Below are 26342 nucleotides of genomic sequence, written 5' to 3' on the forward strand. Positions count from 1 at the left end.
TTGAAGTAGTACGTAAAGATAACTATTGTAAAAAAAGTACCATAAAGAAACGATTGAAAAACCATTTATCTATTACTGTTAAAAACAATCAAGTAAATAGTTCGTTACCTTGTCTAGATTGTAATACATTTGCGCAAAAGTTTATTTACAAATGAAAAACACTGCACTTTCCCACATTCACGAGCAATTAGGAGCCAAAATGGTTCCGTTTGCAGGATACAATATGCCTGTTTCATATGAAGGCGTAACTATTGAACATGAAAATGTTCGGAAAAATTTGGGCGTTTTTGATGTCTCTCACATGGGTGAATTTTTGGTTATTGGTCCTAATGCTTTAGAATTAATTCAAAAAATCACAACCAATGATGCTTCAAAAATTGTAGACGGTCAAGCGCAGTACACATGCTTACCAAATGATAAAGGCGGGATTGTAGATGATTTAATTATTTACCGTTTTAACGCCGAAAAATGGTTGTTGGTTGTAAACGCCTCAAACATTCAAAAAGATTGGGACTGGATTACTTCTCATAATACTATGGAAGCAGATTTACAAAATGTTTCTGAAGACTATTCTCTTCTTGCTATTCAAGGGCCAAAAGCCGTTGAAGCTATGCAAAGTTTAACTTCAGAAGATTTAAGTGCTATTAAATTTTATAACTTTAAGGTTTCAGACTTTGCAGGAGTAGAATATGTAATCATTAGTGCTACAGGATATACAGGAAGTGGCGGATTTGAAATTTACTGTAAAAACACCGAAGTTGAGAAAATCTGGAAAAAAGTATTGGAAGCAGGAGCAGATTTTGGTATTAAACCAATAGGACTAGCTGCACGAGACACGCTTCGTTTAGAAATGGGCTTTTGCCTTTACGGAAATGATATTGACGATACTACATCTCCTATTGAAGCCGGTTTGGGATGGATAACAAAATTTAATCACGACTTTATAAATTCTGAAGCGCTTAAAAAACAAAAAGAAGAAGGTGTAACCAGAAAACTTATAGGATTTGAGCTTACCGAACGTGGTATTCCACGTCAAGGATATGATATTGTTGATGCAGAAGGAATAAAAATAGGGCACGTAACTAGCGGAACCATGTCACCATCTCTAAACAAAGGAATAGGACTAGGTTATGTAGGTAAGGAATATAGTAAAATAGGTAATGAAGTTTTTATTCAAATTAGAAAAAAAGCTGTTCCGGCTACGGTTGTAAAACCACCTTTTTACAAAGGATAATATGATAGATTACCAAGCCATATTAGATACTATAACCAATAGCTTAAAGCACTCTGCTGTTAAGGGTGAAGTAGCTTCTTACATTCCAGAACTATCAACGGTTCACGAAGATAATTTTGGAATGTATTTAAATATGGTTAACGGTGAAAAATATGGTTCTGGAGATTGGGATAAACCCTTTTCAATTCAGAGTATTTCAAAAGTATTGACACTTTCTAGAGCAGTTCCGCTTGTGGGAAATAAGATTTTTGAGCGCGTTGATGTTGAACCTTCAGGAAATCCTTTTAATCATATGTCGCTTTTGGAACTAGAAAAAGGAATCCCTCGAAATCCTTTAATAAATTCCGGAGCTATCGTAATTGCAGATATTTTACTGTCACACTTAGATAACCCAAAAGAAGATTTTCTTCAATACGTACGCGATCTTACAAATGACCAAACGATTGATTATAATGAAAAAGTAGCTTCCAGCGAAGCTGAAACCGGTTTTAATAATTATGCTGCAGCCAATCTTTTAAAGTCATTTGATAACTTGGAAAATGAAGTTGATGATGTTTTAGATTTTTATTTTCATCAATGCTCAATTGAAATGACTTGTGAACAGTTGTCAAATGCTTTTTATCTCTTTGCAAATAGAGGAAAATGTATGAGGAACACTGCACACCTTACGCTTAATCAAGTAAAAAGAATAAATGCTATAATGCTTACTTGCGGTTTTTATGACGAAGCAGGCGAATTTGCCTTTGAAGTTGGTCTTCCCGGTAAAAGTGGCGTAGGTGGTGGTATTGCTGCTTTGTTACCAAATGAGTTTACTATTACTTGCTGGGCTCCTGGTTTAAATGAAAAAGGAAATTCTTACCTTGGAATGCAAGCCTTAGAACTTTTTACTACACAAACTAAGCGCTCCATTTTTTAATCATCATTTATTTTGAGTACCAAAACTATACATAACAGGGTTCTTATTCTGGGGGCAAGTGGCTTTATAGGTAATGCAATTTATAAAGACCTTCTCTCCTACTTTGACGTCTTTGGTACCTATTGTAACCAAAAAACTGCATATAAAAACAATCAAGTATTTTATCGATTTTGTGTAGAAGAAGACTCAATAAAACCAATACTAGAAGCAACTATGCCTCGCTATATAATAGTTGCTATTGCTGGAAATTACATTGATCAATTAAAAATGCTCCGTGACATTTGTTTGTATGCAGAACAATTTCCAGACAGTACAATTTTATATTTATCATCTGCCGAAGTATTTAGTGGCCAACGCCAGTTTCCTGCATATGAATATGATAAGCCTATTCCTGAAAATAGCTTCGGAAGGTTTAAAATTTCAGCAGAAAAAATTTTACAAGAACAAATACCTTCTCAAACAACTATTTTGAGACTACCAATTGTTCTCGGTGTTAATTCACCCACTATAGTTCAGCTAAGACAATCTATGAAGCACAACGCTGCTTTTGAAGTGTACCCAAAACATATAGTAAGTGTAACAACAGAAGATAAAATTGCACAACAAGTACATTATATTATTAATAAAAACCATACAGGAATTTATCATTTAACAAGTAATGATGTGATTCATCATGATGACCTTTTTACTGAAATTGCTGCAAAAATTGGGCGCAAAATGCCTATCTTTAAGAAAGTGTATAGTAGTAATAATGACTTATACAGAGCAATTTTACCAAGAGACAATACATTACCTGAAACATTACAAATAACAGTTTCTGAAGTAATCAACGCTTGTACACTTAACGAAGAGATTATAACATTTAAAAATTGAGATATGAAACCTTATAATGAAGAAGAAATTCAACAAAAACTAGCCAATTTTGAAGGTTGGGAATATGATGATAATGCCATACACACTGCTTTTGAATTTGAAGATTTTAAAGAAGCCTTTTCGGCTATGACGCGTATTGCTTTTGAAGCAGAAAAATTACAGCATCATCCAGACTGGCATAATGTATACAATACAGTAAACATTTCATTATCGACACACGATGCAGGCGGTGTTACCGATAAAGACTTTGAGCTAGCAAAGGAAATTGATACTATTTTAGGCTAAAAACACAGCTTTTGCCAATATGAAAAAAAAGTTTTTCTATTCAGGCAAATTTCTATTTTTGTAGTCCAAATTTTAAAACTATGGGAAGAGCCTTTGAATTTAGAAAAGCACGAAAAATGAAACGTTGGGCAGCTATGTCCAAAGCCTTTACACGTATTGGTAAAGATATTGTTATGGCTGTAAAAGAAGGCGGACCCGATCCAGATGCCAATTCAAAGCTACGTGCAGTTATACAAAACGCAAAGGCAGTTAATATGCCAAAAGACAACATTGAGCGCGCTATTAAACGTGCCAGTGATAAAAGTCAGGGCGATTACAAAGAAGTTTTATTTGAAGGGTATGCTCCTCACGGAATCGCAATTTTAATTGAAACAGCAACCGATAATAATACCCGTACTGTAGCAAATATAAGGTCGTACTTTAATAAATGTGATGGTAATTTAGGTACATCTGGCTCTGTTGCATTTATGTTTGATCATACTTGTAATTTTCGAATTAATGGAGAAGGAATGGATCTGGAAGAGCTAGAACTTGAGTTAATAGACCACGGTGTAGAAGAAATATTTGAAGATGAAGACGGTGTTATGATATACGCACCTTTTGAAAGTTTTGGAGCAATTCAGTCTTACTTAGAGGCTAACAATATCGAAATATTATCATCAGGTTTTGAGCGTATTCCACAAGTTACAAAATCACTTTCTGAAGAAGAAACAGCAGATGTTGAAAAACTATTAGAAAAAATTGAAGAAGATGATGATGTGCAAAATGTATATCATACTATGGAAGAAGTTTCTTCTGAAGATTAACTTTAAGAAACATTCACTATATAAAAAAGCCGCTAATCACTTAGCGGCTTTTTAATTTCAATTAGTAAACTGTTAATCGTTATCTACAAAATGTAATGAAGATGCACCTTCTAGGTTTATTTCAAAAGAAGGAGTTAGGTTTCCACCCGCTTCAATAGTGTCAAAAATTAATATTTTTCCGCCTTCATTTGCTCTTTCAGCAATAAAAATTGAACGCGTCTCTTTATCATACTCAACTGAAATTGGGTTTCCTAATTTTGTAAAAGAACCAGATACTCTTACTTGATCACCAATTAATCCTAACGTGCCACCGTTTTCAACAATGTCAAATTTTGATTGAAAATTGGAAATTACTTGAAAACCACCATCTGAATCATTTTCAGCATCACCAATGTCAGTTAATACTAATGTACCGTCATCGTATGCTATACCATGAGTTCTATTAATTCCTTCAATAGTAATTCTTTTGTTAGGTTCTAATGTGTTATCTGAGGTAGCACTTAGAAAGTTATTAAAAACAGCTATGTCACTCGATTTATCAACAACTACGTAGAGATCATCACCTATAAACTCAATTCCCCATACAGGAAAATTTACAGTAATGGTATTGCGTAAAGTAAAAGATGTATCATCTTTAGTAAAAACAAAAAATCTACCATTATCGTTTGCGTTGTCAGATACTACGTAAAATTCATTATTCACGGCCAGATCTCTTGGGCTTTCTAAAACCGGATTACTTGAAAACTGTAAATTAAGTGTGCTCCCGCCTTCGGTACTTTCTATATTGGAATAAGAATTTAATACCGACTGACTTCTTGAGGCTTGAACCAAAAAGTCATTTTCTTTGTCATAAAAAATTCCTTCATTATCATTAGATCCTGTTGTAAAGTTTTTAGGTACAATACCCGTTCCTGCTACAAAATCTAATTCGGTTATAATATCACTTGTATTGCTTGTTACAAATAATCTAGCTAATACAGTTTGTGGTGTATCATTATCATCATCACTAATAACCGGATCATCATCTGAACATGAATAAAGTCCCATTATTAATACTCCTAGAAATAAATATTTTAAATGTTTCATAATTAAATTTTTGACTAATATATAACTTAATATCATCAGTATTCAAGCTGTAAAGCCGCAGTTAACCAAACTTTAACAACGAATTATTAATTATAAGTTTTATTTAACTCTTCCAGATATATTTGTGTAATAAAGCTCTAGGTTTTTAATATCTTTTACCACATCATTGGTAAGATAATATGCTTTGTTTATAAAAACAGTTTTAGTTTTATAATCAAAAGCAACAGGAATTACGGGTACATTGGCTGTTTTTGCAATGTAGTAGAATCCGGTTTTCCATGTGTCTACTTTTTTTCTTGTTCCTTCGGGGGCTAGTGCTAGTCTAAATTCATCGTGAGCATCAAACACTTTTGCTATGGAAATTACTTTTTTTTGTCCGGGAGTTCTGTCTAATGGTGCTCCGCCCATCCATCTAAAATACCACCCAAAAGGTGGTTTGAATAATTCCTTTTTAGCAATAAAATTAATTTGTGTTTTTGATATGCGTCTTGCAAATACGCCTATGTAAAAATCATGCCAACTGGTATGAGGTACTACAATGACAACAGATTTTTTTATAGAAGGATCAAATTTGCCTTGAATGCTCCACCCTAATATTTTGAAAAAAATAAATCTGGTTATTCCCATGCATTAATTATTTTCAAAATTTAATATTACATTTTTAAATACAATGACTGTAATTTTTGGCGTGTCATTATTTCTTTCCAGTCTTTTCCTAAAGCATTTTCCCAAAGCGGCTCAAGACTTAAAGCTATGTCAATCATTTTGTTAAGTTGGTCTTCAGTAAGATTGCTACACACATTTTGAGGTATTTCAATAGTATGTTTTGTAACCATTTCTTTAAATAAGGCTACATCAGTAGGGTAATACTCTTCAAGCTGATTAAAAACAATACAATTACCAATGCCATGTTTTGTGCCAAGAACGTAAGAAAGTCCATAACTCATAGCATGAGCTACACCTACCTGAGAATAAGCAATACTCATGCCTCCGTGCCAAGATGCCATCATGAGTTTGGCTCTACTTTCTTCATCTGAAATGGTATTGTCCAAAAATATTTCTTTACACAAATCATAGGCCTTTTCGCCATAACTTTGGCTAAAAGCATTTAAAAACGTTCCATTTAAAGATTCAACACAATGGATAAAACAATCCATTCCGGTATAAAACCATTGATTTTTTGGAACACCTTTGGTAAGTTCTGGGTCTAATACTACTTGATCAAAAGGAGTAAAATCACTATTAATCCCTAATTTTCTAACCGGGCCAGATAGAACGGTTGTTCTAGAAACTTCTGCTCCTGTGCCTGATATTGTAGGAATACCTACGTGATAAATAGCTTTTTTATTTACCAAATCCCACCCTTGATAATCTGCAGCGCTTCCGGGATTGGTAAGCATAATGGAGACAGCTTTTGCAATATCCATTGTTGTACCACCACCTATGCCAATTATTCCTGAAGGTTTTTTTGTAAATTCTGAAGTAATTTCTTTTACAAGTTTATCTACTTGAGATGTTTTAGGCTCCTCCTCTGCCGAAATAAATATGAGCTTGTCATTAAATCGTAATTTAATACGGTCAATCAAAGAAGCATCATTTTTAAAGACATCATCAACTAAAAAGATAAAAGGACTGTTTTTTTGACGTTTTGCTGAAAGTATTTCAGATAACTGATTAAAACTTCCCGCACCAAAAACAACTTTGGGAACCATTGGAAAGTTTCTAAACTTATTATTTATGCTAGTTTTATCTTTTTCTTGTAGCATTTTATTTGCTTCAACTAAATCTTCGGGAGTGTCTATCTCAACACCTTGAGTATTTGATACTGCCATTTTTATTTTTTTTCCATATTCTAGATATCGTAAGCACTCTATTTTTTCTACGCTTTCTAAAGGACGCATTGGTAATTTGTAAAAATCCATCAACGCCTCTTTTCTGAAAGCATAAATACCTTTGTGTTTGTAATATTGAACATCTGCATTTTTATCTCTTGGATACGGTATTGGCGATCTTGAAAAATAAAGAGCAAAATTATCTTTATCAACTAATACTTTTACACAATTTGGATCACTTATTTCTTTCCAGTCATCAATTTCAGTCATTAAAGATGCCAAATCAATTACATCTGCATCATCGCCATTAAAAACATCTAGTACTTGCTTAAGCCCCTTTTTACTGGTAAAGGGTTCGTCTCCTTGTACATTAACCACAATGTCAACATCCATATTTTCTACTGCCTCGGCTATACGATCACTTCCGCTCTCATGTTTCTTTTTACTCATAATTGCTTTACCGCCATTATTTTCAATTTCAGTAAAAATAATATCGCTATCGGTGATTACATATACTTCATCAAAGAGGTTGGTTTGTTTGGCAGCTTCATAGGTGCGAACAATCACCGGTTTTCCTCCCAAATCTTGCATAAGTTTTCCGGGAAATCGTGATGCGCCATAGCGCGCAGGTATCATTGCTATTACTTTCAAGGTATTATTGTTTTATAAGAAGTTCAAATGTAATGGAATTATACATTTTTTGCGATATGTTTTAGAAATTCTCTTCTTCAAAAAACTCGTTCTTAAACCCTATTAAATACAATTTTTCTGTAGCACGTGTGATGGCTGTATAAAGCCAACGTAAATATTCTTTATCGATACCGTTGGGTAAATAGGGTTGTTCTACAAAAACTGTATTCCACTGTCCCCCTTGAGATTTATGGCAGGTAATTGCGTATGAAAACTTAACCTGTAGGGCATTGAAATATTTGTTGTTTTTTACAGCCAAAAACTTTTTATAATTTGATTTTTCTGAAGCATAATCTTTACGTACTTCTTGGTATAAGGTATTGGAGTCTTCATAAGATAATGAAGGCGTTTCAGAAGTAAGGGTGTCTAGTAATAAGACAGTTTCTATTGGTTTCATTTTTGGGTAATCAACCATTTTTATAAGAACTTCAGCAAAACGAAAACCATATAAATCTTTAAAGCTGAAAATTTCTAAAACTTCTATAATGTCACCATTGGCAATAAATCCAGCTTCACTATTAGGCTTTACCCAATGATAGTTGTTTTTTACAACCATTAGATAATCACCAGCTGCCAATTCAGCATCTTGAAATAAGATACGGTTTCTAATATTTTGATTATACAAGTTTGCCCGTTTATTAGAACGTACAATTATTACAGTATCTTCATTGCCTAAAGTGCTATAACTATCATTAATGGCATCCATTAATTCTTGACCATCTTGCGGTCTTATAACTTCTGGGTATGGTGCTTGGGAAAATTTAAAGTCTTCAAAAAAACCATCGTCTAGGCGTTCTCTTAAACGAGTGGCATTCATTAATATGCCACTGTCTTTTTGTTGCCTTACTACTTCATCAAGTTCTAGTTCAATTACATCTTTATTATATTGAAGCTCTAGTGTTTTCTTATCAAGCGCAGGACTTAATGTTAACTTTACGGGTGGTAATTGAGCGGTATCACCAATTAATAAGAGTTTGCAATTATGACCGCTGTACACGTATTGCATTAAATCATCTAGTAGAGAACCATTTTCAAAGAGTTTTGCATCTTGATTTATATCTGGTATCATAGATGCTTCATCTACAATAAAAATAACATTTCGGCTTTTATTGGGTTGCAATCTAAAAGATACACCACCTCCTTTTTCAGCTTTAGGATAATAGATTTTTTTATGGATGGTAAATGCTTCTTTTTTTGAATAGTTACTAATTACCTTTGCAGCACGACCGGTAGGTGCTAACAAGACAGAGGATTTTTTTAATTTCCACAGATTTTTAACCAAAGTACCAACAATAGTAGTTTTTCCGGTACCTGCGTAACCTTTCAGCAAAAAAAGCTGATCATCATTTTTTTCAACTGCAAAACGAGCCAATAACTGTAAGGCAATGTCTTGTTTTGTAGTTGTTTGATGTGGAAAATCGTGCTTTAAAAGAGTGTAAAATCTAGATGTATCCATAGTCTATTTGCAAACATAAGAGTTTTAACAATAGTGATGATTTTTTTATATTATAGTTTTACGAACAAAAAAAAATTGTAGATTTGCGAGAGACCTTTACTAAATATTAAACGTTAACAAAACTATCGTACAATGAGACTTGTAATACAGATAATTCTTTGGATTGTTATTATCTTTTTAGGATACAAACTTTATTCATCCATAAGTGGACCTTATAACTTTAACAAAGAAAAAGAAGTTCGTTACCAAAAAGTAATTAATAATTTAAAAGATATTAGAGATGCTGAGCTAGCTTATCAAGAAATTGTAGGTGGTTTTACAGGTAGCTTTGATAGTTTAGTACGTTTTCTAGATACAGCACAGTTTGCAATTACACAAAGACGCGATTCAGTTTATGCAGATGTTGAAAAAAACAAAGCTTACGGAATTGACGAAGGATACTTTATTACTGAAACTTTAATTGATACATTAAGCTTTACACCGGTTAAAGATTCTCTTTACGGATCAACAGATCGCTATAAAGAAATGATGAATGTTCCAATTAAAGGAGTTGATGCCCAATTTGACTTAGAAGCAGGAACAATCACTAAAAACGGAAGTGTTTACTCGGTTTTCCAAGCAAGTGTGCCAAAAGAAGTTGTTCTTCAAGGAATGGATGAAGACTTAATTTATCAAGAAAAACAAGCCAATACTGTAGATGGTGTACGTGGTGCAAAAGTACAAGTAGGATCTATGGATGAAATTGACACCAATGGTAATTGGGGAAAATCTTATGACTCTGGCAAAAAGTTATAACAACATAGCTAATAAATCTAAAAGACTGTCCGTTCAAATTTCTTTGACCGGACTTTCTTTTTTAGTCACATCTTGTGATGACAAGGAAGTTTTGTTTTTTTTTGAAAAAAAATTTGACTCTTCCCTTACTCCAGAAGAAACTCTAGAAACAATACAACAAGTAATTGAAAAGAAACAGGAGTTAGCAACTTATAGTTATGACGAAGTAGTTTTGCTGTATGCAACCAATCTTTACACAACTGTACCCACTGCCCTATTTGATGAAAACAAAGCAAGTGATTATTTAAAGTTTAACTCAAAAATTCTTGCTAACGATTATATTTCATTTGATACAATACAAAGTCTAGATATGGTTATCGTTTACGTTCCATTTATCAACGTAAACAACTACTTCTTTGAAAAATACGGCTCATTTAAGTATTATCATACAAGCACCGTACTTATCAATACGCTTGTAACTTCAGAAAAATTTTCAAAAGAAGAAAAGCTATATATACACGTACAAAGTAATACTTTTGATTGTCTAGCTATTCAAAATGGAAATCTAACTTTGTGTAATACATTTTCATACAAAACACCAGAAGATTTTATCTACTACATCTTATTCTGTATGGAACAATTAACTCTTAATCCAGAAAGCACAGCCGTTTTCCTTTTGGGAGCAATATCAAAAGAAGATGAGCTTTATGATATTGCTTACAAATACATAAGGAATGTTTCTTTTATTTCTGAAATAAAATCAAACATAAACCTTGGCAAAAATATAAGTAATCATAACCATTTTGTTTTAAAAAGTAGTTTGTAATGCGTATTATATCAGGAACACATAAAGGAAGAAGATTAATTGCGCCAAGAAACCTTCCTGTAAGGCCTACAACAGATTTTGCTAAAGAAGCACTCTTCAATATATTACGAAATGATTATATTTTTGAAGAAATAAGCTTACTTGATCTCTTCGCCGGAACCGGAAATATAAGCTATGAGTTTGCTTCACGAGGAACACAAGATATCACTGCAGTTGACGCCCATTATGCGTGTGTAAAATACATTCAGAAAACTTCTCAAGAACTTGATTTTTCAATAAAAACTGTAAAGTCTGATGTGTTTAAATTCCTTTCTGCTATTACAACAAAATTTGATATTATCTTTGCAGATCCGCCTTACAAATTTGATAATCAAGAATTTGAGAGTTTTATAGGAAAAATCTTTCAAAACAACTTGATAAATCCAAACGGATTGGTTATTATTGAGCATTCAAAACACACTGATCTTTCTAATTTTCCTCATTTTAAAGAGAGCCGTAAGTACGGAGGATCTGTTTTTAGTTTTTTTCAGTAAAATAGCTTTATGTTGTCCCCAGAGCCTGTATTAATTGAGTTAAACTTCTGTACGCTTGAAATACACGACAATTGTGTAATTTCAACTATACACGAAGGCGTTTTGTTTGATGTAGAAGAACGAAAGCAGCTTTATAAAATCTTTGATAAATACTTTACAGGAAAGCCCTTTATTTATATTTCAAATCGAAAAAATGATTACACTGTAAATCCAACAAGTTATTTACAAAAAGATGCTTATACCAATCAATTAATGGGAATGGCTGTTCTTTGTTATAATGAATCTTCGTATCAAAATGCATTATTTGAAAAAAAGTTTTATGACAGAGCTTTCAATGTTTTTTACAGTGTAGAAGAATGTAAACTGTGGGCAAAAGAAGTTTTACACTCAAAAAATTAAAAAATAGCAGGCCTATAAGCCGGATTCTGTATTCCGAATAATCGAAATCCTTATCATTTATCTGGACGTTTTGTTACCAAAACGCTCTATCTGCCTACCCTCCTGCATTGGGCGGGTACCCTCAAGCACAGGTTTACGTGGCATTTCACCGCATAGAGTTTACCTGATTTCACTACAGCATTACCTGTACATTCTTTCTGTTGCACTTGTCCGCTCTCAATAATTGAGATGACGGCTGTTAGCCGCTATGCTTCCCTATGGTGTCCGGACTTTCCTCCAAATGCTCAGTCAAGCTGAACATATAGCGATAAGGTGGCCTGCAGTGCAAAAGTAAACCAATGTTAATAAATACGGTAAAAATGAAACACCAATTTTTTTAAAATAAAACAGGACATAGTTATATTTGTTTTGCCTATGGAACATTTTATAGTATCTGCCCGTAAATACCGCCCTACACAATTTAAAGATGTAGTTGGGCAACAAGCTATTACCAATACGCTTAATAATGCTATTGAAAATGACCATTTGGCGCAAGCTTTACTCTTTACTGGTCCTCGAGGAGTTGGAAAAACTACTTGCGCTAGAATTTTGGCAAAAAAAATTAACCAAGACGGAACAGAACAAGAAGATGAAGATTTTGCATTTAATATTTTTGAATTGGATGCTGCTTCAAATAATTCTGTAGATGACATACGTAATTTAATAGATCAAGTACGTATACCGCCGCAAGTAGGTAGTTATAAAGTCTATATCATTGACGAGGTACACATGCTTTCTTCAGCAGCTTTCAACGCTTTTTTAAAAACGCTTGAAGAACCACCTAAACACGCAATTTTTATTTTAGCAACTACCGAAAAACATAAAATAATCCCTACAATATTATCACGTTGTCAAATTTTTGATTTCAGAAGAATTACTGTTCGTGATATAAAAAATCATCTTGCAGATGTTGCCAAACAAGAAGGTATCAATGCCGAAGACGACGCACTGCATATTGTAGCTCAAAAAGCAGATGGAGCTTTACGTGATGCACTTTCAATATTTGATCGTGTGGTAAGCTTTTCAGGAAAAACTTTAACACGCCAAGCTGTTACAGAAAACTTAAATGTTCTCGATTATACTTATTACTTTCAGATTACAGATTTGTTAATTAACAATGACATTCCTGAAGTTTTATTGGCATATAATGATATTTTATCAAAAGGGTTTGATGGGCACCACTTTATCATGGGGCTTGCTTCACATTTCAGGGATTTAATGGTTTGTAAAAATCAACAAACTATCGAGTTACTAGAAGTTGGAGAGCAGGTAAAAGCGATGTATTTTGAACAATCTCAAAAAACCTCTCACAACTTTTTATTAGAAGCAATTGATATTGCTAATGCTTGTGATTTAAAGTTTAAAACAAGTCGTAATCAACGTTTGCTGGTTGAACTGTGCCTTATGCAATTGGCTTCTCTTACAGCTACTGACGAAAAAAAAAAGCCTAGATTAAACGGCAAAACAAAAACTCGATACGTAATACCTCCCTCCCATTTTAAAGCTTCTGAAAAAGAAACATCTACAACTGGTTCACAAGAAAATAATGAGTCTGAACACATTTCAAAACCTGTAAAGGCAAACAATTCTGAAGAAAAACCCGTTACCCTTAAAAAGAATGAAATACCTTCAACTACTAAAACAGAAGAAAACTCTCCTTCTACTGCAGTAACTGAAGATACTCCTAGTACAAATAAAATTGCTGAAGAACGATCTAAAATTCTTTCAGAAAAAAACAATAAAAAAGTTTCAGCTTTATCGTTAAAAAGTATTCGGAAAAAGCAAGAACTTCAAAAAGAATTAATCGCAAACCAGCCTGATCAAAGAAATTTACCTGCCGAAAGCTTTACCGAAGAAGAAATGCGTACAGCGTGGACTCAGTATGCAAAAAAAGTAGAAAAAGACGGTAAATTTAATTTGCTGTCGCACCTTACAATGGGTGTACCAAGACTCGATGGAAGCACAATTCACTTAGAATTTCCGAATGATACTATAAAAGTAGAAGTAGAACGCGAAAAACACGAGTTATTGGGCTATTTACGAAGCCAACTTCAAAATTATGATATCGATCTCGATATTTTGGTTAACGAGACTGTTCAGAAAAAATATGCTTATACTACTCGCGAAAAGTTTGATAAACTAAGAGAAAAAAATCCGGCTTTAGAAAAACTACGCAAAGAGTTTGATTTAGATATCTAGAACAGTCATTTGATATTTTGTATTTTTGCAGCGTATAAATAAACTCATTAATTATGCTTGGCTTACAACTTCCTACCGATCCTCGATGGGTCAATATTGTTGAAAAAAACGTAGAAGAAATATTAACAGATCACGCGTTTTGTGAGCAAAAGGCTGCGTCAACCGCTATTTCATTTATTGTTACTTATCCTGAATATACAGAGTTGGTTCAAGAAATGACAGCCTTGGTTAAAGAAGAAATAAGCCATTTTAAATTAGTACACGATAAAATAATTGAACGTGGCTGGACGCTTGGTCGTGACCGGAAAGATGAATATGTAAATAAATTAATGACATTTTTCCCAAAAGGAGGAAGCAGAACTACAAATTTGGTTCACAGGTTATTATACGCAGCACTAATTGAAGCAAGAAGCTGTGAGCGATTTCGATTATTAAGCGAGCAGTTAAACGATAAAGAACTAGCTGATTTTTACAGAAGTTTAATGGTAAGTGAGGCAAATCACTATACTATGTTTTTAGGCTTTGCAAGGAAATATGGAGACCGAGAAGAAGTAGATAAAAAGTGGAAAAACCTTCTCACTTTTGAAGCTGAGATTATGAAGGATCTTGGCAAAGAAGAAACCATGCACGGTTAATCAACGCACTATTAAAAAAGAAAAACATACAGTTCCTTTACTTAATATACCTATTCGTCTTTCAGACTATGCAGGAGGTATATTTAAAACCATTCCTTCAAGAAAAGGAATGAAAAAAGCGATTGATAAAGGTGTCGTTTCGGTAAATGGTACCAGAGCTGAAACGGCTACTCTATTGTTTGGCGGAGAGGTTATTACACTTATTTCAACAAGTAAAGAGAACAAACCCATACTTACATTAGATTTAGAGATCTGTTTTGAGAATGACCATTTAGCAATTATCAACAAACCGCCTGGTATTTTGGTAAGCGGTAATAAAAAAAAGACTATTGTAAATGCACTTCCTCATAATCTTAAAAAAAGTTCTGCAATTGATGCACTAGATAGACCAAAACCAGTACATCGATTAGATTTTCCTACTAGTGGTTTGCTACTTGTTGCAAAATCCTATTCTGCTATGATAGCTTTAAACAAGCTGTTTAAAACCCGAAGTATTCAAAAAACGTATTTTGCAATTACATACGGTTCATTAAAATCACAAGGCACTATACAAAACCCCATTGACGGAAAAAAAGCTTACACAGAATATAAGGTTATTAAAAGTGTTGTTTCAGAAAAGTTTGAGTATTTAAATCTTGTTACATTATTTCCTAAAACCGGTAGAAAACACCAACTACGTATTCATCTTTCGCAAATTAACTCACCTATTTTAGGAGATAAAAAATATGGTAAAAAGGAAGTTATAAGCTCAGGAAAAGGGTTGTATTTACACGCTTCAAAATTAATTTTTAAAGACCCTATTAGTAATGAAATTATTTCTGTAGAAAGTAAACTTCCCAAAAAGTTTACAAGAATTTTTGATAAGCTATAATTAGTTTACTTCAAGTTCTGCGGCAACTTTTTCATTGTATAGACTTTTTATGATCCCGTCTGATAGTCCTATTTTAGGAACATACATGTTTTTGGCGCCACTCCATTTCATAGCAGATAGGTATATGCGAGTGGCCGGTATAATCACATCTGCCCTATCGGGATTCATACTTAGCTCGGTAATACGCTCCTCATAACTCAACGATTTAATCATTTCATAATAAGAACCTAGGTAAAAATAGCTCAAAGGCTTACCTATTTTTTTTCCGCTGTTTTTATAAATATGATTAATATTTCCGCCAGAACCTATTAGTGATACCTTTTTATAAGGTTTTACTACTTTCACAATCCAGTCTTCAACCTCTTGCCAGATTGTTTCTTTAGTCATATTGTTAATTAATCTAACGGTACCTAACTTAAAAGATCTCGACGCTTTTGTTTTACCATCGCTAAACAACGTAAATTCTGTACTACCACCTCCTACATCTACATACAAAAATGTTTTATCGGTTTGAATCAGCTCTTTTAAATCTGTTGTTGCAATGATAGCGGCTTCATCATTACCGTCAATAATATTTATGTTAAGTCCAGTTTCTTTTTTAAGTCTTTTTGCTATTTCGGTACCATTTTGAGCTTCTCGCATTGCCGATGTAGCACAAGCTCTAAAACGACTTACTTCGTGAGTTTCCATTAATAAGCTAAACGCATTCATAGCGTCAAGCATACGTTTGTAATTTTCTTCTGAAATTTTACCTTCAATAAATACATCTGCTCCTAGACGTATAGGTACACGCACCAACGATCTTTTTTTAAAAATAGGATCTTTCCCTTTTTGTTGAATCACTAAAGCAATTAATAATCGTATGGCATTTGAGCCTATATCTATTGCGGCATATTTTCTTATATCTAGCAAACTATTTTTCTAATTTTTGTTTGTAATATTCATACAGTTTGAATTGTGACCGGAAAGGCTCTTCATCATTTTTACGGTATCTATTTAATGCTTTTCCTGAAATTATTCGAGCTTTTACATTGTCTTTCCAAGATATTTCAAACGTATCAATTAGTTCTTTTTTTATTTCTTCATCATAAATAGGGCATGATATTTCAACGCGGTTGTCTAAATTACGACCCATAAAATCTGCAGATGAAATGTAAATTTTTGGTTGGCCGTTATTATCAAATATAAACAATCGAGGATGTTCTAAAAACTTATCTACTATACTTATAACTTCAATATTTTCACTCATTCCTTTTATACCAGGCATTAAGCAGCAAATTCCACGAATTATTAATTTAATTTTTACGCCTGCTCTACTTGCTTGATAAAGCTTATCAATCATTTTGAAGTCTGACAGGCTATTCATTTTTAACCGAATACCGCTAGAATTACCTTTTTTCTTATTCTGAATTTCATTTTCAATTAAATTGTAAATTGAATTTCGGGTGTAATGCGGTGAAACAATTAAATGATTGTACTTTTTAATTTTATAATTCACTTCAAAAAAATCAAATACCTTATTGATTTCTTTGCCTATTTTTTGGTTAGAAGTGAACAAAGTATAATCTGTATAAATTCTGGCGGTAGATTCATTAAAGTTTCCAGTACTTATAAAAGCATACCGTTTAATTTTTTCGTTTTCAAGTCTTTCAATCACACAAGCTTTGCAATGTACTTTGAGCCCAGAAACACCAAAAATAAGCCTAACGCCCTCACTCTGCATTTGCTCTGCGTATTGTATATTGGCTTCTTCATCAAAACGTGCTTGCAATTCAATTTGTACAATCACATTTTTACCATTTTTGGCAGCATTTATTAAAGAACTGGCAATATGTGAGATTTGAGCCAATCTATATATTGTAATTCTAATAGATTTTACATTTGGATCTAGAGCTGCTTCGCGTAAAAACTTCACAACGTATGAAAAACTTTGATAAGGAGCATATAACAAATAGTCTTTGTGCGCTATTTTATCAAGTAAACTACCTTGTAAACTCAACCCCGGGATGGCTAAAGGCTCTATTTTTTTATAGAGTAAATCATTTCTTCCTAAGCTAGGAAACTTCATATAGTCTCGTCTATTGTGGTACCTACCACCAGGAATGATACTATCTGTTGTATCAATACCCATTTTTTGAAGTAAAAACTGAAGTGTTTCAGCATCGATACTTTTATCATAAACAAAACGAACCGGATCACCTGTACTTCTGTTTTTTACACTTTTTGAAATTTTTTCAATAAAACTTCGGCTTAAATCACTGTCAATATCTAATTCTGCATCGCGTGTGATTTTAATCATATGTGCCGAGATGCTTTCGTACTTAAATATGCTGAAGATATTATGAAGACAATACCTTATTAAATCATCCAAAATGATAATATATTGCTTATCTCCCTTTTGCGGAAGCACTACAAACCTATCAACAACTTTAGGAATCTCAATCAATGCAAAATTACTTCTAGATTGAAAGGTGTCATCCTCCTTTTTCATCACCATACGCACAGCCAAATAAGCAGCACTGTCTTTAAGCATAGGAAACTCTTCTAGCTCACCAATCATTATTGTTACTAGTGCCGGGCTTACTTTGCGTAAGAAATAATCTGAAATAAACTCACTTTGGGCTTTGCTTACTTCAGTTTCATTGATAATAAAGATATTTTCTTTCTGAAGCTCTTTACGTATTTTTTTAAGTATGCGAAGACTATGAGATTGCTGCTCAATTACTATTTGAGTAATTTCTTCTAATAAATCTGAAGCTGAAATTCCGCCTAAAAAGCTTCTACCTCCTTTACCAGCTTCAACAATTCTTCGCACTGTAGCGTACCGTACTTTGAAAAATTCGTCTAGATTATTTGAAAAAATACCTAAAAACCGAAGGCGCTCAATAAGCGGAACAGAAGGATCTTCTGCTTCTTGTAAAACACGAGCGTTGAATTGAAGCCAACTAAGTTCACGATTACGGTATTGATTTTTAGTTGTATCTAGATTGTCTATTCTTTCGGTCATTTTTTTAAATGTCTGGGAAATACCATTTTTTTGGTAACGCCGGTTGATACATTATTCCAATCATCTTCATCAAATTCAATCATCACAAAACCACTGGTAGGTAAGTTTTCAATTTTTTTGCTTCCCATCATATTTACAGTAGAGGTAAACGCATGGTTATGACCAACAATCATCACTCTGTCTAATGAATTATCAAGGTTTTTAATGACGTGCATTACTTGTTGACCACTAAAGTCATACAAATCGTGAGTAAGTTCATAATTGTCGTCTGTCACGCTAAGAGCTTTTTTAAAATATTCTGCGGTGGTACGAGCTCTATTGGCATCACTACTCAAAATTTTTTGTGGTTGTTCAACCTCAGATGTGATTTTTTCTGAAACTAACTTAGCATCATTGTGACCTCTTTTTTTAAGAGGTCTCATGTGATCATCTACTTCATATTTCCATGAAGATTTTGCGTGTCTAACTAAATAAAGTGTTTTCATAATTTTTAGTTATGGTTGCAGACGTTTAATATTCCAATCAACTCCTTCTAAAGTATATTGTATGCGATCGTGAAGCCTATTAGGTCTGCCTTGCCAAAATTCAATTTCTGTGGGTCTTACCAAAAAACCTCCCCAATTTTCAGGTTTCGGAATTTCTTTGCCTTCATATTCTTTTTCTAAATCATCAAGCTTTTGTTGCAAAGCTTCTCTGCTTTCAATAGGACTACTTTGGTTTGAGACGAGTGCTCCTAATTGGCTTCCGCGTGGTCTGGAGTGAAAATAATTTGTTGAATCTTCTTCTGAAGTTTTTTCAGCTACACCTTTTATAATGATTTGCCGCTCCATATTGGGCCAAAAAAAAGACAAACAAACCTTATCATGATTTGTTATAGAAACTCCTTTTTCACTAGTATAATTGGTGTAAAAGTAAAACCCGTTTTCGTTATATTTTTTTAATAAAACAACTCTACCTCGAGGAAAACCATCCTCTCCAAGAGTTGAAAGTGTCATTGCATTTACTTCATCAACTCCATCAGACTCTTTTACTTCAAAAAACCAATTTTGAAATTGTTGCATTGGGTTTTCATCCACATTGGATTGAAGTAAATTATCTTTTTCGTACGATTTTCTATATGTGTGTAAATTTTTACCCATTACCACTTGTTTACTGCAATTTACAAGTTTTGCAGTTGGTTTTAAAATAGAAAACTTTAAATATCTATTAAATTTTAAAACTCAAAAACTTTTCCGTCTTCGGCAAGTTTTACATTAAAAAAAACCTCTTCGGCTTCCTTTTTAAAAAGTGACAAATCTCCGTACCTACCTGAATAGTGCCCGAGTATTAAGGTGTTTACATTTGCTTTTTTAGCTATAACAGCGGCTTCTTTGGCTGTGCTATGTTTGGTGGGTTCACACAAGTGGTGGTGTGATTCTAGAAAAGTAGATTCATGATACAATACCGTTGCATCTTTTATCTGCGGAATTATTTCTGGAAAATAAGCAGTATCACTACAGTAAGCGTAGGACAAAGAGGGTTCGGGTTCAAGAGTAACAGTGTTGTTTTTTATAAGTTCATCGCTTTCATTTTTAACGTCAAAACCTTGTTTTAATTTCTGAAAATAAGTGTGATGAATATTTGCTTTTTGGGCTGCTTTATAATCTAGTTTTCGTTCTTTTGTTTTTTCTTGAAATAAAAACCCATTGGTGTAAACACGATGATTTAAAGGTATTGTGGTTATTTTAACTTTATCATCTTCAAAAATTTGGGTGGGTTTTGTGCTGTCTAGTTCGTGAAAAAACAATGAGTAGTTGGTCCAAGACTTTCCTAGTTTAAGCTGAAGCGTTATGGCTTCTTTTATACCTTTTGGTCCGTAAACGTGCAAATCTGCTTCTCTTCCTAATAATCTGAATGTAGAAATTAACCCTACTAACCCAAAAAAATGATCACCATGTAAATGTGATATAAAAATATGTTTTATACGAGAGAACTTAACTTTATAACGTCTTAACTGTACCTGTGTAGCTTCTCCACAATCAATCAAGAATAAATGACCTTGAATTTCTAAAACCTGTGCTGTAGGGTTTGCAGTAATGCGTGGTGTAGCAGAATGACAGCCAAGTATGGTCAATTTCATAAATTAAATTTTAAGTTGTGATTTCAGAAAAAAATAGCTTTAAAAACCTAGATCGCGTTCTACTTCTTCCATATCAACAATATCTGAAGCTTCTTGCAAGGTAGGTACCACAATCATTTCCATTGGGATAACGTCTGGATTAATTGCACTATTAACCAATACAAAAGAATGTTTTGTTTTACGGTGTAGATTTGACACATTTAAAAACTTGAGCAACTCTTGAAGAGTTAATTTTTGGTATTTTAAAAGGTCTACAACTACATTTTGGCCTTTAAATTTCTTCGGAATTTGATACTCAAGAAAAGAAGCAAAGTCTGAAATATCATCTTGCTCGTCTGCCAGTATTACATATTTTTCTTGATTGATAATTTTCATCTTACTGAATTTTTGAAGCTAATAAATATAGAACAGCCATTCGTACCGCTACTCCATTTTGCACTTGATTTAATATAATAGCTTGTTTACTGTCGGCTACATCGCTTGTAATTTCTACACCTCTATTAATAGGACCTGGGTGCATCACGACAATTTCTTTATTAAGGCTGTCTAATAGTTTTTTATTTACGCCAAATTGCTGTGTGTATTCACGAGTGGTGGGAAAATAACTAATATCCATTCGTTCATTTTGCACTCTCAACATATTGGCAACATCACACCATTCTAAAGCTTTACGAAGATTGGTTTCTACCTTAACATCTAAGGCTTCTATATGTTTAGGTATGAGTGTTTTGGGGCCACAAACTTTTACTTCTGCTCCTAATTTTTGTAGGGCAAATATGTTGCTAAGCGCTACTCTTGAGTGTAAAATATCACCTACAATAACTACTTTTTTTCCGCTTACATCACCTAGTTTTTCTCGTATTGAATAACAATCTAATAAAGCTTGAGTAGGATGTTCATGAGCTCCATCACCAGCATTTACAATACTTGCTTTTATATTTTTTGAAAGAAAAATACCCGCTCCTGGATTGGGGTGTCTCATTACTACCATATCTACTTTCATTGATAGAATATTGTTTACCGTATCAACGAGAGTTTCTCCTTTTTTAACTGAAGATGATGATGCAGAAAAGTTTATGACATCTGCAGAGAGTCTTTTTTCAGCCAATTCAAATGAAAGTCTTGTTCTAGTGCTGTTTTCAAAAAATAAATTTGCAATGGTAATATCTCTAAGCGAGGGAACTTTTTTAATAGGCCTATTGATAACTTCTTTAAAATGATCTGCCGTTTCGAAGATTAATTGAATATCGTCTTCGGTAATGTATTTTATTCCTAGTAAGTGATTTACACTTAATTCGCTCATAATTTATTCAATTATTTAATTTTTAACCAAGTATACAACATCTTCTCCTTCATTTTCTTTCCAGCATACTTTAACCTTTTCATTGTTTATTGCATCAACTTGTCTGCCTCTATAATCTGGTTGAATAGGTAAATGTCTGCTAAACCTTCTATCTATAAGCGTTAAAAGCTCAATTTCTAAAGGACGACCAAAAGACTGTACTGCTGTCAATGCAGACCGTATGCTTCTTCCTGTATAAAGTACATCGTCTATAAAAACTACTTTTTTGTCTTCAACAATAAAATTAATATTGGTTTTATTGGCTTCAAGAGGTTTTTCGCTTCTTCTGAAATCATCACGATAAAAAGTAATATCAAGATACCCTAATTGAATATTTTTAATTTTATATTCATCTTCAAGTAAGATTTTTAAGCGTTCTGCTAGATATACACCTCGAGGTTGTATTCCTATTAAAACAGTATCTGAAAAGGTGTCGTGATTTTCAATTAATTGGCAAGCCAAGCGATGAAGCGCAATGTTGATTTCGGTTGCGTTTAAAAGCACTTTTTGGCTCATAGAATTGTTAAGCTAAGATTCAAAATACAAAAGTACTATTTTTTTAATGAACTTATACGTTAAGTTTACAATTAGGTTTTTAATAAGAAACTCAGAATTGTAAATGCATTTTTCAGAACAAATCATGTAAAAACATTTTTGTACTTTTAATTTTAACAACCAAAAAAACACAATTATGACAACCACTACCAAACCCAATACTGCTTTTTGGATTATAGCAGTACTAGCCCTTTTATGGAATATAATGGGCGTTTTTCAATTTATAGCTTCAACTTTTATGACTGAGTTAATTTCTGAAGGGGTTTCTGAAGAAGAAATGGAATTATTTACCGGCCTGCCATCTTGGTATACTGTAGCATTTGGAATAGCAACAATAGCTGGGTTATTGGGCTGTATCACTATGCTTATGCGTAAAAAGATTACTGTACCGTTATTTGGTCTTTCATTACTTGCTGTTTTAATTGCACAAGGTTATTGGATTTTTGCAACCGATGTAATGGATGTAATGGGGGCACAAGCAATTGTAATGCCGTTGATTGTTATTGCGGTTTGTATATTTTTATACTTTTATAGCAAAGGGGCAAAACAAAAAGGGTGGCTTAAGTAATTATAACCACTTCTTGCGTTTAAAATACCATAATAGACCAAAAAATACGATAATCATAGCACCCCAAAGGTAGAAATAACCGTATTTAAGATGGAGTTCCGGGATGTATTCAAAATTCATCCCATAAATTCCTGCCATAAATGTTAAGGGAATAAATATCGAGGCCATAATGGTTAAAACCTTCATGACTTCGTTCATTTTATTACTAATAGTTGTCATGTACATATCCATAAGACCCCAAATCATTTCACGATAAATGTCTACACTTTCTGAAACTTGAATAATATGGTCGTACAAATCACGTATGTAATTTTGAGTACGTTCTTCAATTAATGTTGTATCTGTTTTTTCAAGCCTATTAATTACTTCTCGAAGCGGTACTACAGCCCTTCTTATTCGTAATATTTCTTTTTTCAATACTTGAATATCTTGTGTAATATCTTCTTCAATTTTATCTTCAAATAGTTGGTCTTCAATAAACTCTATTTTTGCACTTAATGTTTCTATTACGCTGAAATAATTATCAACTACAGCGTCCAGTAGAGCAAACATTAGGTAATCGGCACCTTTACCACGCACGCGACCTTTCGCATTTTCTATTCTATCTCGAAGTCCATCCCAAACATCGCCATCAGCCTCTTGAAAAGTAGTAACATAATCTTTCCCCACCACCATGCTTACGTGTTCATTGATAAACTCACCTTCATCTGAGTAATGCAACATTTTAAAAACAATAAATAGATATTCCTCATACTCATCCATTTTAGGACGTTGATTGGTTGTAACAATATCTTCTTGAATTAATGGGTGCAAATTATAATACTCCCCTAAACGTTCGATTTCTTTGGTGTTGTTGAGACCATTAATATTTATCCAAGTAATGTGTTGACTAGTTTCAAAACCAAAAGCATCTTCAATGTTGCCAGAATCTTCCCTATTATAATGATCTTTTGAATAATCTATTATTTCAACCTTAGTAGTTATATTTTCTTTTCTACCAGTATAGGTTACCGTTCCTGGAGCTTCGTTATGGATTATTGGCCTTTTAACGATAGGCACTTTTAATTTTCGTTTCTTCTTTCTAGCGGTCATATTGGTATAATTGAAATTTAAAGGTAGGAAAACTAAACAATTTTTATAATTTTAAATTTCAATGTTATCATAATAACTAGTCAATTACATGCTTAAAAAGTACTATCCGTTTGACCCTCTTCTCAAGCATCACATCCTTATTGCACTAGGATTAGCTATTTGGATTTTTCTTTTTTTAACACTTACCGAACCTCTAGACACAAGTGAATTTAATGGGTTAGAAAAACTACTGTATCTTCCGTTTTATGGACTAGCAGGAGCTTTAGCTTATTTATTGATTTTGCCGTTACAATCATTTTTGTACAAAAAGAGTAATAAAGTATGGATGCTATGGAGTGAACTAATATTCTTTTCAATAATGTTTTTATTTGGACTGTTATTCTCAAGAATGGTTTACTTATATATTGTAGTTCCTGGAGAACCAAACCCTTATGGCCTTTATTATTTTTTCACTGCTATTTACCTTCCCGCCATTATTACTATCCTACCTATTTTGGCTATTGGGCGCTGGGCTTTTGGGCGCTACTTTGAAAAAAAACTGGAAGACCAAAAAATTGAAATTCAAGGAGAAGGGACTTACGAAGGACTGCGCCTGCAATTCAATGATCTTATATGTATAAAATCTGCCGATAACTATATTGAGGTTTCTTTTCTGAATAATGACACACTAAAAAAACAACTCATCCGAAATAAACTTTCCACTGTTGAAGCTGCCATTCCAGAATTAATACGAACTCATAGATCACACCTTATAAATCCAAACCATTTTCAACAATTTAAAATGATCTCTGGAAAGTTACATCTTTTACTATCTTCAGAAACTATTGTGCCTGTTTCAAAAACTTATGCTGCAAAAGTCAAAGAAAACTTAGGAAATAGAAATTAATTTTTTGTTTTCAAAACAATAAACACTTATCAATAAATAACCAATAGAACTAATTCACAAAATCCTTATAAACTTCACCACAAGGAGGTGTCATTTCACCCCAAACTACTATATATAAAGGTCTTATGTGTTTTTATAGCTATATATTTGTTTCATAAAATAATTTGAATATAAACGCAAAAAAACTAGAAATTATGAAACAATTATCCTTCAAAATTCTTGCTTTAGTAATTATAATAACCTTTTCATCTTGTAAAGTAAGTCGCTTTGCATATTATAATTATGCCAATATTACAGATTACAAAATCTTTCCAAGTAGGTCTATTGAAAAACCAGAAAAACCTTTCACTTTTCAGAAAACTAAAAAACCACTAATTAAAGATTCAATTACCATTACTTCTAAAGGAAAAAAAACTAAACAAACATTTGAGGATTATTTAATTTCAAACAAAACCGTAGCCTACTTAGTGATACAAAATGACAGTATTTTATATGAAAATTATTTTAATAAATATGAAGAAAGTTCAGTTGTAAATTCGTTTTCAATGGCAAAAAGTATCTTATCAATTTTAGTTGGAATTGCTATAGACGAAGGTAAAATTAAATCTATAAAAGAACCTGTTACAAACTATTTAACCAATATAAAAGACGAAAAGTTTAAAGATATTACCATAGAACATTTATTAAATATGACCTCCGGAATAGCGTTTAATGAAAGTTATACCAATCCCTTTGGTGATGCGGCCACCTTCTACTATGGCACCAATTTAACCAAAGCAGTTAATAAGCTAAAAGTTGAGCAAGAACCGGGAACACGCTTTAAATACAGTAGCGGCGATAGTCAAGTATTAGGTATGGTTTTACAAGCTGCTTTAAAAGAAGAGAGTATTTCAGAATATTTAGAGAAAAAAATTTGGAAACCCTTAGGAATGGAATATGATGCTACTTGGAGTTTAGACCGTAAAAATAATGGTGTTGAAAAAACCTTTTGTTGTCTTAATGCAAGAGCTAGGGATTTTGCTAAAATTGGTAGATTATATCTTGAAAATGGCAATTGGAATGGCAAACAAATTGTTTCAAAAGAATGGGTAAGAAATTCTACCAAAGTAGATTCTACAGGAGGAAATGTAGCTCGATACCAACACCAATGGTGGATTAATCAAAAAGACAACTCCTTTGAAGCTGAAGGCATCTTAGGGCAACATATTTATGTTAATCCTGAGAAAAATGTGATTATTGTTCGCTTAGGAAAAAAGGTGGGAAAAACCGGAAGCTGGACTCAAATTGCGCAAAGTATTGCTGCAAAGCTCTAAATAAAA

At 33.1% G+C, this 26342-nt stretch carries 28 protein-coding genes and 1 other RNA gene; 15 read left to right on the top strand and 14 right to left on the bottom strand.

Going from position 1 to position 26342, the window contains the following annotated elements; all coding sequences use genetic code 11:
- Positions 1–151 precede the first annotated feature (151 nt).
- From gcvT to INR76_RS11205, 5 genes are all read left to right on the top strand, one after another.
- Positions 152–1234 carry a glycine cleavage system aminomethyltransferase GcvT gene (gene gcvT, locus INR76_RS11185; protein ID WP_223108049.1) on the top strand — a complete coding sequence of 361 codons (1083 nt, stop codon included), beginning with the start codon at positions 152–154 and terminating at the stop codon, positions 1232–1234.
- Position 1235: 1 nt separating this feature from the next.
- On the top strand, positions 1236–2150 hold the full coding sequence (locus INR76_RS11190) for a glutaminase (protein WP_223108050.1): 915 nt from the start codon (positions 1236–1238) through the stop codon (positions 2148–2150).
- Between the two features lie 12 nt (positions 2151–2162).
- The gene (locus INR76_RS11195) at positions 2163–3023 is read left to right on the top strand and encodes a sugar nucleotide-binding protein (RefSeq protein WP_223108051.1); all 861 of its coding nucleotides are present in this window, start codon (positions 2163–2165) and stop codon (positions 3021–3023) included.
- 3 nt (positions 3024–3026) lie between these two features.
- Positions 3027–3308: a 4a-hydroxytetrahydrobiopterin dehydratase gene (locus tag INR76_RS11200; RefSeq protein WP_223108052.1), complete on the top strand. Its 282-nt coding sequence runs from the start codon at positions 3027–3029 to the stop codon at positions 3306–3308.
- An 80-nt stretch (positions 3309–3388) separates the two neighbouring features.
- Entirely contained in the window at positions 3389–4114 is a 726-nt protein-coding gene (locus INR76_RS11205; RefSeq protein WP_223108053.1) for a YebC/PmpR family DNA-binding transcriptional regulator, read from the top strand.
- A 72-nt stretch (positions 4115–4186) separates the two neighbouring features.
- Here the strand turns inward: INR76_RS11205 and INR76_RS11210 are convergent, their stop codons facing one another.
- The 4 genes from INR76_RS11210 to INR76_RS11225 form a co-directional block, all read right to left on the bottom strand.
- Entirely contained in the window at positions 4187–5200 is a 1014-nt protein-coding gene (locus INR76_RS11210) for a hypothetical protein (RefSeq protein ID WP_223108054.1), read from the bottom strand.
- Positions 5201–5299: 99 nt separating this feature from the next.
- Positions 5300–5827 (bottom strand): 1-acyl-sn-glycerol-3-phosphate acyltransferase, encoded by a 528-nt coding sequence (locus INR76_RS11215; protein WP_223108055.1) that lies wholly within the window; start codon positions 5825–5827, stop codon positions 5300–5302.
- A gap of 26 nt (positions 5828–5853) precedes the next feature.
- Positions 5854–7668, bottom strand: a complete 1815-nt coding sequence (kdsB, locus tag INR76_RS14040; RefSeq protein ID WP_223110013.1) for a 3-deoxy-manno-octulosonate cytidylyltransferase — start codon at positions 7666–7668, stop codon at positions 5854–5856.
- Between the two features lie 76 nt (positions 7669–7744).
- Positions 7745–9178 carry an ATP-dependent RecD-like DNA helicase gene (locus INR76_RS11225; protein ID WP_223108056.1) on the bottom strand — a complete coding sequence of 478 codons (1434 nt, stop codon included), beginning with the start codon at positions 9176–9178 and terminating at the stop codon, positions 7745–7747.
- A 132-nt stretch (positions 9179–9310) separates the two neighbouring features.
- Between INR76_RS11225 and INR76_RS11230 the strand changes: the two genes are divergently transcribed.
- From INR76_RS11230 to INR76_RS11245, 4 genes are read left to right on the top strand one after another with little or no spacing between them, the layout of a single operon-like run.
- A complete protein-coding gene (locus INR76_RS11230; protein ID WP_223108057.1) occupies positions 9311–9973 on the top strand; it encodes a hypothetical protein in 663 nt (220 codons plus the stop codon).
- On the top strand, positions 9930–10778 hold the full coding sequence (locus INR76_RS11235; RefSeq protein WP_223108058.1) for a DUF3822 family protein: 849 nt from the start codon (positions 9930–9932) through the stop codon (positions 10776–10778). The genes INR76_RS11230 and INR76_RS11235 overlap by 44 nt, the downstream gene beginning before the upstream one ends.
- Positions 10778–11311, top strand: a complete 534-nt coding sequence (gene rsmD, locus INR76_RS11240) for a 16S rRNA (guanine(966)-N(2))-methyltransferase RsmD (protein ID WP_223108059.1) — start codon at positions 10778–10780, stop codon at positions 11309–11311. Before INR76_RS11235 ends, rsmD begins: the two co-directional genes overlap by 1 nt.
- 9 nt (positions 11312–11320) lie before the next feature.
- Positions 11321–11710, top strand: a complete 390-nt coding sequence (locus tag INR76_RS11245; protein ID WP_223108060.1) for a hypothetical protein — start codon at positions 11321–11323, stop codon at positions 11708–11710.
- Here the strand turns inward: INR76_RS11245 and rnpB are convergent.
- Positions 11710–12034: RNase P RNA component class A (gene rnpB / locus INR76_RS11250), an RNA gene on the bottom strand. The genes INR76_RS11245 and rnpB overlap by 1 nt on opposite strands.
- A gap of 90 nt (positions 12035–12124) precedes the next feature.
- On the opposite strand from rnpB, the gene INR76_RS11255 reads away from it, so the two are divergent.
- From INR76_RS11255 to INR76_RS11265, 3 genes are read left to right on the top strand one after another with little or no spacing between them, the layout of a single operon-like run.
- Positions 12125–13948 (top strand): DNA polymerase III subunit gamma/tau, encoded by a 1824-nt coding sequence (locus INR76_RS11255; RefSeq protein WP_223108061.1) that lies wholly within the window; start codon positions 12125–12127, stop codon positions 13946–13948.
- Between the two features lie 53 nt (positions 13949–14001).
- Positions 14002–14583, top strand: a complete 582-nt coding sequence (locus tag INR76_RS11260) for a tRNA-(ms[2]io[6]A)-hydroxylase (protein ID WP_223108062.1) — start codon at positions 14002–14004, stop codon at positions 14581–14583.
- The gene (locus INR76_RS11265) at positions 14555–15454 is read left to right on the top strand and encodes an RluA family pseudouridine synthase (RefSeq protein ID WP_255592604.1); all 900 of its coding nucleotides are present in this window, start codon (positions 14555–14557) and stop codon (positions 15452–15454) included. Before INR76_RS11260 ends, INR76_RS11265 begins: the two co-directional genes overlap by 29 nt.
- On the opposite strand, the gene INR76_RS11270 is transcribed toward INR76_RS11265, so the two are convergent.
- From INR76_RS11270 to pyrR, 8 genes are all read right to left on the bottom strand, one after another.
- A complete protein-coding gene (locus INR76_RS11270; protein ID WP_223108063.1) occupies positions 15455–16366 on the bottom strand; it encodes a Ppx/GppA phosphatase family protein in 912 nt (303 codons plus the stop codon).
- 1 nt (position 16367) lies between these two features.
- A complete protein-coding gene (ppk1, locus tag INR76_RS11275) occupies positions 16368–18461 on the bottom strand; it encodes a polyphosphate kinase 1 (protein ID WP_223108064.1) in 2094 nt (697 codons plus the stop codon).
- Entirely contained in the window at positions 18458–18946 is a 489-nt protein-coding gene (locus tag INR76_RS11280; RefSeq protein ID WP_223108065.1) for a histidine phosphatase family protein, read from the bottom strand. The genes ppk1 and INR76_RS11280 overlap by 4 nt, the downstream gene beginning before the upstream one ends.
- 9 nt (positions 18947–18955) lie before the next feature.
- On the bottom strand, positions 18956–19600 hold the full coding sequence (gene pdxH, locus INR76_RS11285) for a pyridoxamine 5'-phosphate oxidase (RefSeq protein WP_223108066.1): 645 nt from the start codon (positions 19598–19600) through the stop codon (positions 18956–18958).
- 74 nt (positions 19601–19674) lie between these two features.
- Positions 19675–20580: a ribonuclease Z gene (locus tag INR76_RS11290; protein WP_223108067.1), complete on the bottom strand. Its 906-nt coding sequence runs from the start codon at positions 20578–20580 to the stop codon at positions 19675–19677.
- A gap of 39 nt (positions 20581–20619) precedes the next feature.
- Entirely contained in the window at positions 20620–20955 is a 336-nt protein-coding gene (locus INR76_RS11295) for a ribonuclease Z (RefSeq protein ID WP_223108068.1), read from the bottom strand.
- Position 20956: 1 nt separating this feature from the next.
- On the bottom strand, positions 20957–21883 hold the full coding sequence (locus INR76_RS11300) for an aspartate carbamoyltransferase catalytic subunit (protein WP_223108069.1): 927 nt from the start codon (positions 21881–21883) through the stop codon (positions 20957–20959).
- A gap of 15 nt (positions 21884–21898) precedes the next feature.
- Entirely contained in the window at positions 21899–22438 is a 540-nt protein-coding gene (pyrR, locus tag INR76_RS11305) for a bifunctional pyr operon transcriptional regulator/uracil phosphoribosyltransferase PyrR (RefSeq protein WP_223108070.1), read from the bottom strand.
- A 175-nt stretch (positions 22439–22613) separates the two neighbouring features.
- Here pyrR and INR76_RS11310 point away from each other — a divergent pair, with 175 nt between their 5' ends.
- Positions 22614–23045 (top strand): hypothetical protein, encoded by a 432-nt coding sequence (locus tag INR76_RS11310; RefSeq protein WP_223108071.1) that lies wholly within the window; start codon positions 22614–22616, stop codon positions 23043–23045.
- Here INR76_RS11310 and corA read toward each other — a convergent pair whose 3' ends face one another.
- On the bottom strand, positions 23046–24137 hold the full coding sequence (gene corA, locus INR76_RS11315; RefSeq protein WP_223108072.1) for a magnesium/cobalt transporter CorA: 1092 nt from the start codon (positions 24135–24137) through the stop codon (positions 23046–23048).
- A gap of 88 nt (positions 24138–24225) precedes the next feature.
- Here corA and INR76_RS11320 point away from each other — a divergent pair, with 88 nt between their 5' ends.
- Together INR76_RS11320 and INR76_RS11325 are read left to right on the top strand one after the other, a co-directional pair.
- Positions 24226–25023, top strand: coding sequence for a LytTR family DNA-binding domain-containing protein (locus tag INR76_RS11320; protein ID WP_223108073.1), 798 nt, complete (start codon positions 24226–24228; stop codon positions 25021–25023).
- A 194-nt stretch (positions 25024–25217) separates the two neighbouring features.
- Positions 25218–26336, top strand: a complete 1119-nt coding sequence (locus INR76_RS11325) for a serine hydrolase (protein ID WP_223108074.1) — start codon at positions 25218–25220, stop codon at positions 26334–26336.
- The last annotated feature ends 6 nt before the right edge of the window (positions 26337–26342 follow it).

The sequence above is a fragment of the Marixanthomonas sp. SCSIO 43207 genome, from assembly GCF_019904255.1.
GTDB lineage: Bacteria > Bacteroidota > Bacteroidia > Flavobacteriales > Flavobacteriaceae > Marixanthomonas.